We start from the raw sequence: 14,777 nt of genomic DNA, 5'->3' as shown, positions 1-14,777 counted from the left end.
CTGCACAGGCTTCAAAAGCTGTGCGGTACCTGTGGGAGCGGGCTTGCCCGCGAAAGGGCTGCTACAGGCAATACACATAAGGAGCTGCACATGAAACTGCTGGTGGTCGAGGACGAAGCTCTGCTTCGCCATCACCTCTACACCCGACTGGGCGAAAGCGGCCATGTGGTCGAGGCCGTTGCCGACGCCGAAGAGGCCCTGTACCAGGCCGGGCAATACCACTTCGACCTGGCCATCATCGACCTGGGCCTGCCCGGCATCAGTGGCCTGGAGCTGATCACGCGCCTACGTAGCCAGGACAAGACCTTCCCCATCCTCATCCTCACTGCCCGTGGCAACTGGCAGGACAAGGTCGAGGGCCTGGCGGCCGGTGCTGACGACTACCTGGTCAAGCCGTTCCAGTTCGAAGAGCTGGAGGCTCGCCTGAATGCCCTGTTGCGCCGATCCAGCGGCTTCACCCAGTCGACCATCGCCGCCGGCCCCCTGGTGCTCGACCTCAACCGCAAACAGGCCACCCTCGACGAACACCCCCTGGCGCTGACGGCCTACGAGTACCGCATTCTCGAATACCTCATGCGCCATCATCAGCAGGTCGTGGCCAAGGAGCGCCTGATGGAGCAGCTGTACCCGGGGGACGAGGAGCGCGACCCCAATGTCATCGAGGTGCTGGTCGGCCGCCTGCGCCGCAAGCTTGAGGGCGAGCACGGCTTCAAACCCATCGACACCGTGCGCGGCCTGGGCTATCTGTTCACAGAGCGCTGCCGATGATCCGCTCCCTGCGGGTACGCCTGATGTTGGCCGCCGCCGTGCTGGCGCTGCTGTTCATGCTGGCGCTGTTGCCGGCCTTGCAGAAAGCCTTCAGCCTGGCCCTGCAGGAATCGATCGAGCAGCGGCTGGCCTCGGATGTGACCACACTGATTTCCGCCGCGCGCATCGAGCATGGCCAACTGCAGATGCCGACGCTGCTGCCGGACGAGCGTTACAACCTGCCGTATACCGGCCTGCTGGGCTACATCTTCGACCGCGACGGCAACCTGGTCTGGCAGTCGCGGGCCACTGCCGATCGGCACATCAATTACAGCCCGCGCTACGACGGGCGGGGTAACGAGTTTGCCCGCATTCACCAGTCCGACGGCGAAGAATTCTTCGTTTACGACGTCGAGATCAAGCTGCTGGGCGGCCAAAGTGCCGCTTACAGCATTGTCGCCCTGCAGCCGGTGAGCGAATACAAGGCCACCCTCAATGGCCTGCGAGAAAAGCTCTACCTGGGCTTTGGTGCTGCCTTGCTGGCATTGATGGTGCTGTTATGGGCGGGCTTGACCTGGGGGCTGCGTTCCTTGCGGCGGCTCAGCCACGAGCTGGATGAGGTGGAATCGGGCGCACGCGACGGCCTGAGCGGCGAGCACCCTCGCGAGTTGCTGCGCTTGACCCGTTCGCTCAACCGCCTGCTCCGCAGTGAGCGCGAGCAACGCACGCGCTATCGCGATTCGCTGGATGACCTGGCCCACAGCCTGAAGACGCCGCTGGCGGTGTTGCAAGGTGTGGGCGAGAGCCTGCAGCAGCGCAGCGGCGAGCGCGAGCAGGCGCGGGTGCTGCAAAGCCAGATCGAGCGCATGAGCCAGCAGATCGACTACCAGCTCCAACGCGCCAGCCTGCGCAAGAGCGGCCTGGTGCGCCACAGCGTGAGGCTGCTGCCGTTGCTCGACAGTTTGTGCAGCACGCTGGCCAAGGTTTACCGGGACAAACAGGTGAACGTGGCCCTGGAGGTGCCTGATGCGGCACAGGTGCCGATGGAGCAGGGCGCCTTGCTGGAGATGCTCGGCAACCTGCTGGAAAACGCCTACCGGCTGAGCCTGGGCCAGGTGCGGGTAAGCCTGGAGCAGGCGCCCGGGCAGTTGACCTTGTGTATCGAGGACGATGGGCCGGGGGTGCCGGCCGATCAGCGTGAGCGCATCCTGGAGCGGGGGGAACGGCTGGACAGCCAGCACCCGGGGCAGGGTATCGGGCTGGCGGTGGTCAAGGATATCGTCGACAGCTACGACGCCGAGCTGAGCCTTGGGGATTCGCCCTTGGGTGGGGCCGCGTTCCGGATCACCTTCAACCTCGATTGATTCGCCGGCACAGGCAAATCGTATCGGGCGGATTCCCGCCATACCCCCTGTACAAATCCCGCCACCGGGCGGAAATCCGCCAGCCTTCCTCAGGCAAATCGCCCCGTCGTTGGGCATTTATCCCTAGCAAATACGGCCTCTGCACCCTTCGTGGGCATTTTGGCACCACCCTTGCTATTGATCCCTTCAGAGGCCTGCCCAGGCAGCTCGAACACAACGACAAATCCCTCCGGGTGCAGGAGGGTTAGCGATTCAGGTGCCCCATCACCCTGGGAAGGGTGGGCCGGCACACTTGAGGAAAATGAGCCATGACGACACGTCAGCCGCTGTACAAATCCCTGTATGTCCAGGTGTTGGTCGCCATCACCATCGGCATTCTGCTCGGCCACTACTACCCGGAAACGGGCGTCGCCCTCAAACCTTTGGGTGACGGCTTCGTCAAACTGATCAAGATGGTCATCGCCCCGATCATCTTCTGCACCGTGGTCAGCGGCATCGCCGGCATGCAGAGTATGAAGTCGGTCGGCAAGACCGGCGGCTACGCGCTGCTGTACTTTGAAATCGTCTCCACCATCGCCCTGATCATCGGCCTCGTCGTCGTCAACGTGGTCAAGCCAGGCGCTGGCATGCACATCGACGTCAGCACCCTGAACGCCAGCAGCGTGGCTGCCTACGCCGCCGCCGGCGCGCAGCAGACCACCGTCGGCTTCCTGCTCAACGTCATCCCCAACACCGTGGTCGGCGCCTTCGCCAACGGCGACATCCTGCAAGTGCTGATGTTCTCGGTGCTGTTCGGCTTCGCCTTGCACCGCCTGGGCAGCTATGGCAAGCCGTTGCTGGACATGATTGACCGCTTTGCCCATGTCATGTTCAACATCATCAACATGATCATGAAGCTGGCTCCGATCGGTGCCTTCGGCGCCATGGCCTTCACCATTGGCCAGTACGGCGTTGGCTCGCTGGTGCAACTGGGCTACCTGATGGCCTGCTTCTACATCACCTGCCTGCTGTTCGTGCTGGTGGTGCTGGGCGGTATCTGCCGCGCCCACGGCTTCAGCGTGCTCAAGCTGATCCGCTACATCCGTGAAGAGCTGCTGATCGTGCTGGGTACTTCCTCGTCGGAATCGGCACTGCCACGCATGCTGGCCAAGATGGAGCGCCTGGGTGCCAAGAAGTCGGTTGTCGGCCTGGTGATCCCGACCGGTTACTCGTTCAACCTGGATGGCACCTCGATCTACCTGACCATGGCCGCGGTGTTCATCGCCCAGGCCACCGACACCACCATGGACATCACTCACCAGATCACCCTGCTGCTGGTGCTGCTGGTGGCCTCCAAAGGTGCTGCCGGCGTTACCGGTTCGGGCTTCATCGTGCTGGCCGCCACCCTGTCGGCTGTTGGCCACTTGCCAGTTGCTGGCCTGGCGCTGATCCTCGGCATCGACCGCTTCATGTCTGAAGCCCGCGCCCTGACCAACCTGGTAGGTAACGCCGTTGCTACCGTGGTGGTTGCCAAGTGGGTCAAGGAAATGGACAACGACAAGCTCGCTTCGGAGCTGGCTTCCGGTGGTGCTCCGCTGGTCGATACCCGTCCTACCGATGACTTGGGCGTGGCCGAAGGCCCGGCTCGCTGATCGCGGGATGGTTAAATGAAAAAGGCGACCCTTGAGGTCGCCTTTTTCATGTTCGTGCCGCGTTCAGGCCAGCACCACTTCCAGCACCCGGATCACCTCCGGCTGCGGGTAATGCCACCTCACTTGCACATCCCAGAACTTCACCCCATACACCCGTTCGGCCGGTGGTATCTGATAGGCCGGTCGTGGGTCCTGGGCCAGGCACTGCTCGATCAGCTCTACCAGTGGCTCAGCCAGGCGTAGTGCGTGCTCGCGAGCCTGGGGCAGGGCGTTTTCACCCCACTGCACGGCAATCGCAGCGGGTGCTTCACTGGCCATCTGGTTGCTGGCGCCCGGGATGCTGTCGGCGTAGGGCACATAGGGCTTGATGTCCAGTACCGGCGTGCCATCGAGCAGGTCGATCCCGGACAGCAACAGGCGGCCAGGCTCTACCCCCTCCAGACGCACCACTGACTGGCCGATGCCGTTGGGCCTGTGGGTGGCGCGGGTCGCGAACACACCCATGCTCTTGTTGCCGCCCAGGCGCGGTGGCCGCACTTTCAGGCGGGGTTTGTCTTCCAGGGCCTTGTGGAACAGGAACAGTAGCCAGACATGGCTGACCTGCTCCAGGCCTTCGACCGCATCACCCTGGTCGAACGGCGGCAGCAGTTCGAGCACGCCGCGCGCCGCAGGCGCCAGCTGCGGCTGGCGCGGGATGGCGAACTTCTCCTTGAAGCAGGAGCGCACAATACCGACCGGGGCAACCGTGTGCTGCATGGCCACTCAGCCGCGCACGCGTAGGGTCAGGCCCTTGAGGAAGTTGCGCAGCAGCTGGTCACCGCACGGGCGGTAGTTGTCGTGGCCGGCCTTGCGGAACAGCGCGCTGAGCTCTGGCTTGCTGACCGGGAAGTTGACCGACTTGAGGATCGCGTGCAGGTCGTCTTCCTTGAGCTCGAAGGCCACCCGCAGCTTCTTGAGGATGAGGTTGTTGGTCACCGGCAGCTCGACCGGCAGCGGTGGGCGGCTGTCATCCTTGCCACGGCGGTGAATCACCAGGCCATCGAGGAAGTGCGCCATCACCCGCTCAGGGCAACGTACGAAACCTTCCTCTTCTTCTTTCTTCAGGTAGGTGGCCAGCACCAGAGGATGCACTTCGAGGCCGGAAAGCCCGATGATTTCAGCCATCTTGGCGTCGTTCACCTTGAGCATGTAGCGCAGGCTGCGCAGGACATCGTTGTGGTTCATTGCTGCAGAATCCTGTTCAGGTGCCACGCGTGTGCGTGGCGTATTGCTTAGAAACGTTCGGTAGTGGCCAGGTAGCGCCATTGGCCTAGCGGCAGTTTGCCCATCGATACGCCACCCAGGCGAATACGGCGCATGCTTACCAGCTCCAGGCGCAGGTAGGCGCACAGCTCGGCGATTTGCCCGGGCTGCGGGTTTTTCAGCACCATGCGCAGGTGGGTCTCGTTTTGCCAGCTGGCTTTGGTCTTAGGCAGTTCGCGATCATTGCGCGTGGCCCCGCGCGCCAGGCGTTCTAGCGCCTGGGGCGTGGTTTCGCCGCGCACTTCGACGATGAACTCCTGCTCCAGGCGGCGCAGGTCGGCGTTGATCTTGCGCGTTACCCGCCAGTCCTGGGTGAATACCTGCAGGCCGGTGGCGCCGCGCTCCAGCGGCGCCACGCACTCCTGCCGGGCAAAATGCCCGTGCAGGGCGCGCACGCCTTCGCGGTGAGCCTCGCTGAGGTTGCCCAGGTTCATGCTGGCGCGGGCGGTTTCACTGTCGATACCGGCGGGTTGGTTCATCAGCAGGGTCACCGGTTCCAGCGTTTCGGCGCGGGCGCCCGGTAACAGCTCGACGCGCTGTTGCTCAACCTTGAACTGCGGCTGCTCGACGACCACGCCATCGACCGTCACCCAGCCGCCTTCGATATACAACTCGGCCTCGCGACGGGAGCAACCCAGCTGCTCGATGAGGCGTTTGGACAGGCGGACGGGTTCAGACATGACGGTAATTCGCAAAGGCAGGGAAAGACCCGCATTGTACCTGCCTGCGCGGCGCAGGGGCTGGGAATCTGTGTCATTTACGCCGTTTTGCGCAGGCGCATGTGCAGCAGCGGGTAGGGCTGGCCCAGGCCATCGGTGTCTGAACGGCCGAACACTTCGAAACCTTCATGCAGGTAGAAGCCCAGGGCTTGCGGGTTCTGCTCGTTGACGTCCAGGCGTTCGGCGTTCAGTTCGTCGATCGCATAGTGCAGCAGGCGCTTGCCAACCCCTTGGCCGCGGTACTCAGGTGCGACGAAGAGCATGTCCACGCGCCCGTTGGCGACCCCGGCGAAGCCACAGATACGTTGCCGGTCCTTGCAGCAGACCAGCATCACCGCATCCAGGTAGCGGCGCAGCACGTGGTCGCGCAGCAGCAGGATATAGCCCTCTGGCAGGAAGTGATGGGTGGCGCGTACCGAGTCCTCCCACACCTGTACCAGCTCGCTGTAGTCGCTCAAGCGCGGCGTTTGCAACGTCAGTGGCGCAGGCATGCCGGTGGTCCTCCATGGCGATAGGGAAAACATAGCAGCCCAACCACCGGTCGGCTTGTCTGTGTAGCGCTTGAACGGCGGGGGGTAGGGGTCTATTAATTAAGCGTGGGAAAAAATCCCACGCAAAGAAAAACTAAAACTGACAACAAGACTTTTACTGATTTGGCGTTCTCGTGGCGACAACCTGGAGACGGACTATGCAAATCCACCTGCTGTTCAAGAAGGCCTTACTGGCGGTTGCCGTAGCTGGCGTGCTTTCGACGTCCATTGTGTTGATCCCTGACACGATTTCTCACAGCTCCAGCGCCTATGCCAAAGATGGTGGCGGTGGCGGTGGTCACGGCGGCGGTGGAGGCGGCGGTCACGGTGGTGGTGGAAGTGGCGGTGGCGGCGGAGGCCACGGCGGTGGTGGGAGTGGTGGCGGAGGCGGAGGCCACGGCGGTGGAAGTGGTGGTGGCGGAAGTGGCGGTGGTGGTGGTGGTGGCCACGGTGGTGGCAGCGGAAGTGGCAGTGGTGGCCATGGCAGTGGCGGAGACGGTGGCGGCCATGCCGGCAACAGTGGTAGCGGCCACGACGGCAATTCAAACGCTGGTCGCAGCAGCAACCATGCTGAGGCGGGTGACGATCATGGCAATCACGTGGGTGGTGAGCCCGGTGACGATCACGGCAATCACGTTGGCGGTGAGCCCGGTGACGATCATGGCAACCATGTTGGCGGTGAGCCCGGGGATGATCATGGTAATCATGTCGGCGGCGAGCCTGGCGATGATCACGGCAATCACGTGGGTGGTGAACCTGGTGACGATCGCGGCAACCCTGTGGGTGGCGAACCGGGTGATGACAACAGCAGGAGCTGACAGGCGTTGATCAGCCCAACTTCTCCCCCTTCGATGTTAAGCGCACTGCGGCGTGTCATGCGTCCGCTGGTGCGCTTGATGTTGCGCAAGGGGGTGACCTACACGGTGTTCGCCGACCTGCTCAAGGACGTGTTCGTCGACGTAGCCCACCGCGAGTTTCGCCTGGACGGCACCCCGCCCACCGACAGCCGTGTCAGCCTGCTCACAGGCGTGCACCGCAAGGATGTCCGGCGGATTCGCAGTGAAGGCGGCACGGCGCTCGCAGCCTTGCCGGCAAACATCACCCTGGGTGCACAGTTGGTCAATGTATGGACCACCAGCCCGCCGTTCTGCTCGGCACCTGGCCAGGCGCTGGCACTGCCGCGTTTGGCCAGTGTCGGCGGCGACTGTTCATTCGATGCCCTGGTGGCCAAGGTCAGCACCGATATCCGTGGCCGGGTTGTGCTGGATGAGTGGTTACGCCTTGGCATCGTCCGGCTCGACGAGCAGGATTGTGTGCACCTGGAGGCCCAGGCATTCGTGCCGCAGACGGGTTTCGATGAAAAAGCCGCCTACTTTGGCCACAACCTGCATGACCATGCCTGCGCAGCGGTGCACAACCTCAGTGGCGAAGGCCAGCCGTTCTTTGAGCGCAGCGTTCACTATGATGCCTTGAGCCTGGCCAGCGTCGAACACGTGCGTGAAGTGGTTTCCACGAATGGCATGCAGACGCTGCTTGCTTTCAGCCGGCTTGCAGCAGAGCTGGAGGGCGCTGATGAGCCCGCCGTCGAGCAGCGTCAGCGCATCACCGTAGGGCTTTATTTCTACACTGAAGCTACCCAGCCCGATTTGTCGAAGACACCCGGCCCATGACTTCTCTTGCGCGCTGCCTCAGTGCTATCACGCTCGCCCTGGTTTTCGGGTTGAACCTGATGGCGCCTGCCGAGGTGGCCGCAGCGCCGGTGTGTGTCAGCCGTGATGAAGTGGGGATGGCCGGTGCCGCAGGCGTGCAGTTTCCGGGAGGGACGGGCGGCACCGGTGTGCGCAGTGAAAACGGTGGTGTTGGCGGCACTGGCGCACCGCATCCGCAGCGCCCCGGTGGCACAGGCGGTACGGGTGCAGTGGCGGAGGGTGTGGACGGCACCTACTTTGATCACAGCAGTGGCGGTGTTGGCGGTACCGGTGCGCCAATCCTGCGCCCGGGCGGTACCGGCATTGTCGGCACCATCACCGGGTTTGCCTCGATCTGCGTCAATGGCATGGAAGTGCACTATGGCAAAGACGTACCGGTGAGTCAGAACGGTGCACCGGCCAGCAGTGCTCACCTGGCCATCGGGCAGGTTGTGGCGGTGGAGGCCATTGCCACCCAGCGCGGCCTGCAGGCTGGGCGTATCTCGATCCTCAACGCTTACGAAGGGCCGCTGACGGCGCTCCCCAGCGCTTCGGCCCCGCTGCGGGTGATGGGGCAACCGGTGCGCCTTGCCGCAGGCGCGCGGGTGGCGCAAGGGCTGCGCCCGGGCGAGCCGGTCCGGGTCAGCGGCTTGCGCGATGCCAGGGGCGAAGTGGTGGCGACCCGTATCGAACGGGCCCCGGGGCTGCGAGAGGCCAGTGCCATTGGGGCGATTGATCGCCCTGGTAGCCTTCAAGGGCTGCAACTGGGTACCCGCGTAGCTCCGGCACGGGAACTGCTGGTGCGCGGCCAGTGGACCGGGCGTCAACTGGAAGTGGCGCAAACCCGCCCTGACCCTAGCCTGCCGTTTGCTGGCCGTGTGCAGCAGGCGGTGGTCGAAGGGCTGGTGCAGCGCGCGCAGGCTCGGCAACTGGTGGTTGCAGGCATCAATGTGACGCTGGGGCAGGGCACCGTGATCGTTGGTAAACCGGCGGCGGCGTTGGCGCTCGATCAGCGTGTGCGGGTGAGTGGTGTATTCAATGGCGCTCACGAACTGCGGGCAACGCGTGTGGAGTTCCAGGATGACCGCGCCGACAACCCGGACAGAGGCCATTCGGGGCGTGGCAGCGAGCACGGCAGCAGTGATTCCGGCAGTTCAGGCAACAGTGGCCATGGCACACGCGAAGCGACCGCTGTTGGCACCGAAGGCCGTGAGGATCACAGCGGTGGCAGCGACATTGAGGACGCCAGCGGGCACGGCAAGTCAGACAACGTGGACAAGTCTGGCAAGGCAGAGCCTGTCGAAACGGTAGAGCAGCCTGAAAGCAGCAACAGTGGCCGTTCTGACCGGGTAGAGCGGGTCGAAGTCGAAAAGGTAGAAAAGGCCGAGAAGGTTGAGAAGGTTGAGAAGGTTGAGAAGGTTGAGAAGGTTGAGAAGGTCGAAAAAGTAGAGAAAGTCGAAAAGGTGGAGAAAGTCGAGAAGCCTGAAAAGGTCGAGAAGGTTGAAAAAGTCGAGAAGCCCGAAAAAGTAGAGAAAGTCGAAAAGGTGGAGAAAGTCGAAAAGCCTGAAAAGGTCGAGAAGGTTGAAAAAGTCGAGAAAGTCGAAAAACCGGAGAGGATAGAGACCGCCGAAAAAGTCGAGCATCCGGAGCGTTCCGGGCGTTAGGCAACTAGGCTGGGTATGTCCGCTCACACTTCCCGACGGGATACCGAGGTGCCGATGAGACCGACCCTCCCGCTTCTCGCCTGCCTGCTGTCATGCACCAGCGTATCAACCTTGGCTGACACCTTCAGCGCGGCCATCGGCATGGACTATTCAAGCGGCGACTATGGCACGGGCACCACGTCGGAAATCTGGTACGTGCCCGTGGTCGGCAAGTATGAAACCGGCCCCATGACCTACAAGGTCACCGTTCCCTGGCTACGCATCACCAACCCGGAAGTCGGCCCGAATGGTGACCCCTTGCCCGGCGGTTGCCGGGATGTGGAAAGCGGGCTGGGCGACACGGTTGCCAGCGCCGGGTACGCCCTGCTCGATGGCATCGACGGCGGCCTGATGCTGGACCTGATCGGCAAGGTCAAATTCCCCACCGCTGATGAAGACCAGTGCCTGGGTACCGGCGAATACGACTACACTGCCCAGGTCGACATCACCAAGGGCTTTGGCTCGGTCACCGGCTTCGCGACACTGGGCTGGAAGAAGTTCGGCGACCCACCCAACAGCGATTTCGACGACCCGGTATTCGCCAGCCTCGGCTTTGCCATGCCTGTGGCTACGGGCACGTCGGCGGGCGCGTCCTACGACTGGCGGCAGAAGGTGGTCTCGACAGGGTCGCAGATCAAGGAACTGACCTTGTTCCTGACCCACAAGCTCAACCCGCAATGGAAAGTGCAACTGTATGCGGTCAAAGGCTTTTCGGACGCCAGCCCGGATGCAGAGGGGGGGCTGATGCTGTTTCGCACGTTCTGACAAAAAAGCCCCTGCGCCGGCTTACCGGGGCAGGGGCTTTTCAGTGTTTCAGCCGCTTCAGATAGGCTCGGCCCACATGTCGTACTCGTCGGCATCCACCACACGGCAGCGCACTTTGTCGCCTGGCTTGAAGCCATGATCGCCGTCGATGAACACGCTGCCGTCGATTTCCGGGGCATCGAAGAAGCTGCGGCCAACTGAACCTTGCTCCTCGACTTCGTCGATCAGCACGTCGATTTCCTTGCCGATGCGCAGTTGCAGGCGGGCGGCGCTGATGGCCTGCTGGTGGGCCATGAAGCGGTCCCAGCGGTCCTGCTTGATGTCGTCCGGCACTTCTTCCAGGCCCAGGTCGTTGGCCGGTGCGCCCTCTACTGGCGAGTACTGGAAGCAGCCCACGCGGTCCAGCTGGGCTTCGGTCAGCCAGTCCAGCAGGTACTGGAAGTCTTCCTCGGTTTCGCCCGGGAAGCCGACGATGAAGGTGGAACGGATCACCAGCTCGGGGCACTGTTCGCGCCAGTTCTTGATGCGCGCCAGGGTGCGGTCTTCGAAGGCCGGGCGCTTCATCGACTTGAGCACTTTCGGGCTGGCGTGCTGGAACGGGATGTCCAGGTACGGCAGGATCTTGCCGGCGGCCATCAGTGGGATCACGTCGTCGACGTTCGGGTACGGGTACACGTAGTGCAGGCGTACCCAGGCGCCCAGGCTGCTCAGTGCTTCGCACAATTCGAGCATGCGGGTCTTGACCGGGCGGCCGTTCCAGAAGTCGGTCTTGTACTTGACGTCGACGCCATAGGCGCTGGTGTCCTGGGAAATCACCAGGATCTCCTTCACCCCGGCCTTGACCAGGCGCTCGGCCTCGCTCAGCACTTCACCCACCGGGCGGCTGACCAGCTTGCCGCGCATTGACGGGATGATGCAGAAGCTGCAGCTGTGGTTGCAGCCTTCGGAGATTTTCAGGTACGCGTAGTGGCGCGGGGTCAGCTTGACGCCCTGAGGCGGCACCAGGTCGATCAGCGGGTTGTGGTCCTGGCGTGGCGGTACCACTTCGTGCACGGCGTTGACCACCTGCTCGTACTGCTGCGGGCCGGTGACCGACAGCACGCTCGGGTGCACATCACGGATGCTACCTTCTTCGACACCCATGCAGCCGGTGACGATGACCTTGCCGTTTTCCTTGATCGCTTCGCCGATCACTTCCAGCGATTCTGCCTTGGCGCTGTCGATGAAGCCGCAGGTGTTGACCACCACCACGTCGGCGTCCTCGTAGGTGGGCACGACTTCATAGCCTTCCATGCGCAGCTGGGTCAGGATGCGCTCGGAATCGACCAGGGCTTTAGGGCAACCCAGGCTTACGAAACCTACCTTGGGGGTGGCGGGCGTGGTGGACATGACTAACCTCGGTATTGAATGCAGGTCGCCCGGCCGGAATCGGGGGCGATCTTGACGGGCGCTTTGGGCGCCTCTGATCAAAAAGTGCGCAATTCTAGCGAGCGTGACGTCGCTTGACCAGCAGAAATACGACGAACGCTGCGCTATGCAAGCCAACCGGACTGTGCACGACTGGTAAAACCTCGAAACACAGCCAGGCAATGCCTCCCCTTGAACCGATGAGCTCCTGTCATCACCCTCTTTCACGCCTATGAAACCTTTTCTTGAACTTATTCAATTCTTATAGTTTTCTTATAAGACTGGCGTGGATATGAATACGATCAACTGGTCACGCAACGCAGTGAAGCAACTCAGGAAAATCGACAAGGTTGATCAACCCAAGGTCTACGACGCCGTTCAGGCGTTGGCGCACATGCCGCACGCTCAAAGCGTCAAGGCGCTGGTCAACCACCATTATGGTTACCGGCTAAGGGTAGGTAACTACCGGGTTCTGTTCGACTGGGATGGAGGCGTGAAAATTGTCAGCATCGAGGAGGTCAAGAAGCGCGATGAGCACACCTACTAATGTACAGATCATCAATGGCGCCGACGGTCGTCCTGCCTTTGTCGTGTTGCCCTATGCCGATTACATCGCCAGCCGCCCGCAACCGGACTTGGTGCCCAACGAGGTGGTTGGCTATATGGTGAAGGACGGCATGACTGCCATTGCTGCCTGGCGCAGGCATCTTGACCTGACTCAGGCTGAAGTCGCCCAGCGCCTGGGGATCTCGCAGTCAGCCTATGCCCAGCAAGAAACAGCAGAGCGCCCGCGTAAGGCTACTCGCGAAAAGATTGCCGCTGCCTTGGGCATACCCATGCAGTGTCTGGACCTTTAGTTTTTGCCGCCATCTCGCTCTGACAAAGGTGGACCAGCAGAAAATCGACGAACGCTGCGCTATGCTTCGCGCCATTGCGTCCGGGGTGTCAGTGTTACCTCGGCGCAGGTGAGAATTCTACTGGCCTAAAAGGCCGTCTGCGGGAGTGGTCGATGGTTCAGGCAAGCAGTCACGCCGAGGGCGGGCACGAGGGGAAGCAGGGCGCGGCGCGGTCGCTGGGCCTGCTCGTGGCGGCGGTCGGGGTGGTTTATGGCGATATCGGCACCAGCCCGTTGTACACCCTGAAGGAAGTCTTCACCGGCGGTTATGGGGTGCCGGTCAACCATGATGGCGTGCTGGGGATCCTGTCGCTGATCTTGTGGTCGCTGTTGTGGGTGGTGTCGTTCAAGTACGTGATGTTCATCCTGCGTGCCGACAACCAGGGCGAGGGCGGCACCATGGCGCTGACCGCGCTGGCGCGGCGTGCCACGGCGGCCTACCCGCGGTTGCGTACGCTGATGGTGATCTGCGGCCTGATCGGCGCTTCGCTGTTCTATGGCGACAGCATGATCACCCCGGCGGTGTCGGTGCTGTCGGCGGTGGAGGGCATGGGCCTGGCGTTTGACGGTATCGACCACTGGGTGGTGCCGATTTCGCTGGTGGTGCTGGTGGCATTGTTCCTGGTGCAGAAGCACGGTACCGAGAAGATTGGCAAGCTGTTCGGCCCGATCATGGTCACCTGGTTCGTGGCGCTGGGCGCACTGGGCGTACATGGCATCTCGCAGAGCCCGGAAGTGCTGAAGGCCTTCAACCCAGGTTGGGCGATCAATTTCTTCATCGTGCACCCCGGCATGGGCGTGGCCATTCTCGGCGCAGTGGTGCTGGCGTTGACCGGTGCCGAGGCGCTGTACGCCGACATGGGCCACTTTGGCCGCAAGCCGATCGCCCGGGCCTGGTTCATTCTGGTACTGCCCGCGTTGGTGCTCAACTATTTCGGCCAGGGTGCGCTATTGCTGCAAAACCCGGACGCAGCTCGTAACCCGTTCTATCTGCTGGCACCGGGCTGGGCGTTGCTGCCGTTGGTCGGGTTGGCGACCATGGCCACGGTGATCGCCTCGCAAGCGGTAATCTCGGGGGCGTTCTCCCTGACCCGCCAGGCCATCCAGCTGGGCTACATTCCACGCATGCAGATCCAGCACACCTCCAGCGACGAGCAGGGGCAGATCTACATTGGGGCGGTGAACTGGACGCTGATGGTCGGGGTGGTGCTGCTGGTGATCGGTTTCGAGTCGTCCGGCGCCCTGGCGGCGGCCTACGGTGTGGCGGTGACCGGCACCATGCTGATGACCACTATTCTGGTGTCGGCCGTCATGTTGCTGCTGTGGAAATGGCCCCCTGTGCTGGCGGTGCCGATCCTGGTGGGTTTCCTGTTTGTTGACGGGCTGTTCTTCGCTGCCAACGTGCCGAAAATCGTCCAGGGCGGTGCCTTCCCGGTGTTGGCGGGTGGTGTGCTGTTCCTGTTGATGAGTACCTGGAAGCGCGGCAAGCAGATACTGGTCGAGCGTATCGACGAAGGCGCGCTGCCGCTGCAGCTGTTCATCAGCAGTATCCGTATTCAGCCGCCACATCGGGTCGAAGGTACGGCGGTATTCCTCACTGCGCGGGCCGACGCTGTACCCCATGCGCTGCTGCATAACATGTTGCATAACCAAGTGCTGCACAGCCAAGTGGTGTTGCTGACGGTAGTCAGCGAAGACCGGCCGCGCGTGCCGGAGCAGGAGCGTTTCGAAGTGGAAGCTTACGGTGACGGGTTCTTCCGCGTGTTGCTGCACTTTGGCTTCATGGACGAACCGGACGTGCCGGCTGCGTTGAAACTGTGCCATCTCGATGAGCTGGACTTCACCCCGATGCGCACCACCTACTTCCTCAGCCGCGAAACGGTGATTGCTTCACGGCTGGAGGGGATGTCGCGCTGGCGGGGCAACCTGTTTGCATTCCTGTTGAAGAATGCCAACGGTAACCTGCGCTTCTTCAACCTGCCGCTGAACCGGGTGATCGAGCTGGGGACCCAGGTCGAGATCTAAT

At 62.5% G+C, this 14,777-nt stretch carries 15 protein-coding genes; 10 read left to right on the top strand and 5 right to left on the bottom strand.

All coding sequences use genetic code 11. From position 1 onward, the window contains the following. Positions 1–90 precede the first annotated feature (90 nt). The 3 genes from ACF8R4_RS14265 (at position 91) to ACF8R4_RS14255 (ending at position 3,742) form a co-directional block, all read left to right on the top strand. Positions 91–768, top strand: a complete 678-nt coding sequence (locus tag ACF8R4_RS14265; RefSeq protein WP_016712023.1) for a response regulator — start codon at positions 91–93, stop codon at positions 766–768. After that, a complete protein-coding gene (locus ACF8R4_RS14260; RefSeq protein ID WP_016712022.1) occupies positions 765–2,111 on the top strand; it encodes an ATP-binding protein in 1,347 nt (448 codons plus the stop codon). Before ACF8R4_RS14265 ends, ACF8R4_RS14260 begins: the two co-directional genes overlap by 4 nt. A gap of 308 nt (positions 2,112–2,419) precedes the next feature. After that, positions 2,420–3,742: a dicarboxylate/amino acid:cation symporter gene (locus tag ACF8R4_RS14255; protein ID WP_060498602.1), complete on the top strand. Its 1,323-nt coding sequence runs from the start codon at positions 2,420–2,422 to the stop codon at positions 3,740–3,742. Between the two features lie 63 nt (positions 3,743–3,805). On the opposite strand, the gene tsaA is transcribed toward ACF8R4_RS14255, so the two are convergent. The 4 genes from tsaA to ACF8R4_RS14235 all read right to left on the bottom strand — a co-directional run bounded on the left by tsaA (position 3,806) and on the right by ACF8R4_RS14235 (position 6,254). Then, positions 3,806–4,498 carry a tRNA (N6-threonylcarbamoyladenosine(37)-N6)-methyltransferase TrmO gene (gene tsaA, locus ACF8R4_RS14250; RefSeq protein WP_060498603.1) on the bottom strand — a complete coding sequence of 231 codons (693 nt, stop codon included), beginning with the start codon at positions 4,496–4,498 and terminating at the stop codon, positions 3,806–3,808. A 6-nt stretch (positions 4,499–4,504) separates the two neighbouring features. Then, a complete protein-coding gene (locus tag ACF8R4_RS14245) occupies positions 4,505–4,966 on the bottom strand; it encodes a DUF1456 family protein (RefSeq protein WP_060498604.1) in 462 nt (153 codons plus the stop codon). Between the two features lie 47 nt (positions 4,967–5,013). Next, on the bottom strand, positions 5,014–5,724 hold the full coding sequence (locus tag ACF8R4_RS14240; protein ID WP_223625095.1) for an rRNA pseudouridine synthase: 711 nt from the start codon (positions 5,722–5,724) through the stop codon (positions 5,014–5,016). Positions 5,725–5,801: 77 nt separating this feature from the next. Next, the gene (locus tag ACF8R4_RS14235) at positions 5,802–6,254 is read right to left on the bottom strand and encodes a GNAT family N-acetyltransferase (protein WP_060498606.1); all 453 of its coding nucleotides are present in this window, start codon (positions 6,252–6,254) and stop codon (positions 5,802–5,804) included. A 309-nt stretch (positions 6,255–6,563) separates the two neighbouring features. Between ACF8R4_RS14235 and ACF8R4_RS14230 the strand changes: the two genes are divergently transcribed. From ACF8R4_RS14230 to ACF8R4_RS14215, 4 genes are read left to right on the top strand one after another with little or no spacing between them, the layout of a single operon-like run. Then, entirely contained in the window at positions 6,564–7,121 is a 558-nt protein-coding gene (locus ACF8R4_RS14230; protein ID WP_392492734.1) for a hypothetical protein, read from the top strand. Between the two features lie 47 nt (positions 7,122–7,168). Further along, positions 7,169–7,963: a DUF6502 family protein gene (locus ACF8R4_RS14225; RefSeq protein WP_060498608.1), complete on the top strand. Its 795-nt coding sequence runs from the start codon at positions 7,169–7,171 to the stop codon at positions 7,961–7,963. Beyond that, complete coding sequence (locus tag ACF8R4_RS14220) at positions 7,960–9,645, top strand: DUF5666 domain-containing protein (RefSeq protein ID WP_392492732.1); 1,686 nt, start codon at positions 7,960–7,962, stop codon at positions 9,643–9,645. Before ACF8R4_RS14225 ends, ACF8R4_RS14220 begins: the two co-directional genes overlap by 4 nt. 54 nt (positions 9,646–9,699) lie before the next feature. Beyond that, positions 9,700–10,449 carry a hypothetical protein gene (locus tag ACF8R4_RS14215; protein ID WP_060498610.1) on the top strand — a complete coding sequence of 250 codons (750 nt, stop codon included), beginning with the start codon at positions 9,700–9,702 and terminating at the stop codon, positions 10,447–10,449. A gap of 57 nt (positions 10,450–10,506) precedes the next feature. Here the strand turns inward: ACF8R4_RS14215 and rimO are convergent, their stop codons facing one another. Further along, positions 10,507–11,838 carry a 30S ribosomal protein S12 methylthiotransferase RimO gene (gene rimO, locus ACF8R4_RS14210; RefSeq protein ID WP_060498611.1) on the bottom strand — a complete coding sequence of 444 codons (1,332 nt, stop codon included), beginning with the start codon at positions 11,836–11,838 and terminating at the stop codon, positions 10,507–10,509. A 310-nt stretch (positions 11,839–12,148) separates the two neighbouring features. Between rimO and ACF8R4_RS14205 the strand changes: the two genes are divergently transcribed. The 3 genes from ACF8R4_RS14205 to ACF8R4_RS14195 all read left to right on the top strand — a co-directional run bounded on the left by ACF8R4_RS14205 (position 12,149) and on the right by ACF8R4_RS14195 (position 14,776). Next, complete coding sequence (locus ACF8R4_RS14205; protein ID WP_060498612.1) at positions 12,149–12,403, top strand: type II toxin-antitoxin system RelE/ParE family toxin; 255 nt, start codon at positions 12,149–12,151, stop codon at positions 12,401–12,403. Next, the gene (locus tag ACF8R4_RS14200; RefSeq protein ID WP_060498613.1) at positions 12,387–12,713 is read left to right on the top strand and encodes a helix-turn-helix domain-containing protein; all 327 of its coding nucleotides are present in this window, start codon (positions 12,387–12,389) and stop codon (positions 12,711–12,713) included. Before ACF8R4_RS14205 ends, ACF8R4_RS14200 begins: the two co-directional genes overlap by 17 nt. A gap of 152 nt (positions 12,714–12,865) precedes the next feature. Next, a complete protein-coding gene (locus tag ACF8R4_RS14195) occupies positions 12,866–14,776 on the top strand; it encodes a potassium transporter Kup (RefSeq protein ID WP_060498614.1) in 1,911 nt (636 codons plus the stop codon). Position 14,777: the final 1 nt, after the last annotated feature.

Origin of the sequence: Pseudomonas sp. FYR_2 (genome assembly GCF_043106425.1) — a bacterium.
In the GTDB taxonomy this organism is placed as follows: Bacteria; Pseudomonadota; Gammaproteobacteria; order Pseudomonadales; family Pseudomonadaceae; genus Aquipseudomonas; species Aquipseudomonas monteilii.
This window is presented reverse-complemented; position numbering and strand designations above follow the sequence as displayed.

What these genes read in the sequence shown, in the direction of transcription:
- ACF8R4_RS14225 (WP_060498608.1), top strand. Translation starts at nt 7,169, where the DNA reads ATGCGTCCGCTGGTGCGCTTGATGTTGCGCAAGGGGGTGACCTACACG.
- ACF8R4_RS14240 (WP_223625095.1), bottom strand. Translation starts at nt 5,724, where the DNA reads ATGTCTGAACCCGTCCGCCTGTCCAAACGCCTCATCGAGCAGCTGGGT.
- tsaA (WP_060498603.1), bottom strand. Translation starts at nt 4,498, where the DNA reads ATGCAGCACACGGTTGCCCCGGTCGGTATTGTGCGCTCCTGCTTCAAG.
- ACF8R4_RS14215 (WP_060498610.1), top strand. Translation starts at nt 9,700, where the DNA reads ATGAGACCGACCCTCCCGCTTCTCGCCTGCCTGCTGTCATGCACCAGC.
- ACF8R4_RS14245 (WP_060498604.1), bottom strand. Translation starts at nt 4,966, where the DNA reads ATGAACCACAACGATGTCCTGCGCAGCCTGCGCTACATGCTCAAGGTG.
- ACF8R4_RS14235 (WP_060498606.1), bottom strand. Translation starts at nt 6,254, where the DNA reads ATGCCTGCGCCACTGACGTTGCAAACGCCGCGCTTGAGCGACTACAGC.
- ACF8R4_RS14230 (WP_392492734.1), top strand. Translation starts at nt 6,564, where the DNA reads ATGCCAAAGATGGTGGCGGTGGCGGTGGTCACGGCGGCGGTGGAGGCG.
- ACF8R4_RS14205 (WP_060498612.1), top strand. Translation starts at nt 12,149, where the DNA reads ATGAATACGATCAACTGGTCACGCAACGCAGTGAAGCAACTCAGGAAA.
- ACF8R4_RS14200 (WP_060498613.1), top strand. Translation starts at nt 12,387, where the DNA reads ATGAGCACACCTACTAATGTACAGATCATCAATGGCGCCGACGGTCGT.
- rimO (WP_060498611.1), bottom strand. Translation starts at nt 11,838, where the DNA reads ATGTCCACCACGCCCGCCACCCCCAAGGTAGGTTTCGTAAGCCTGGGT.
- ACF8R4_RS14220 (WP_392492732.1), top strand. Translation starts at nt 7,960, where the DNA reads ATGACTTCTCTTGCGCGCTGCCTCAGTGCTATCACGCTCGCCCTGGTT.
- ACF8R4_RS14260 (WP_016712022.1), top strand. Translation starts at nt 765, where the DNA reads ATGATCCGCTCCCTGCGGGTACGCCTGATGTTGGCCGCCGCCGTGCTG.
- ACF8R4_RS14195 (WP_060498614.1), top strand. Translation starts at nt 12,866, where the DNA reads ATGGTTCAGGCAAGCAGTCACGCCGAGGGCGGGCACGAGGGGAAGCAG.
- ACF8R4_RS14255 (WP_060498602.1), top strand. Translation starts at nt 2,420, where the DNA reads ATGACGACACGTCAGCCGCTGTACAAATCCCTGTATGTCCAGGTGTTG.
- ACF8R4_RS14265 (WP_016712023.1), top strand. Translation starts at nt 91, where the DNA reads ATGAAACTGCTGGTGGTCGAGGACGAAGCTCTGCTTCGCCATCACCTC.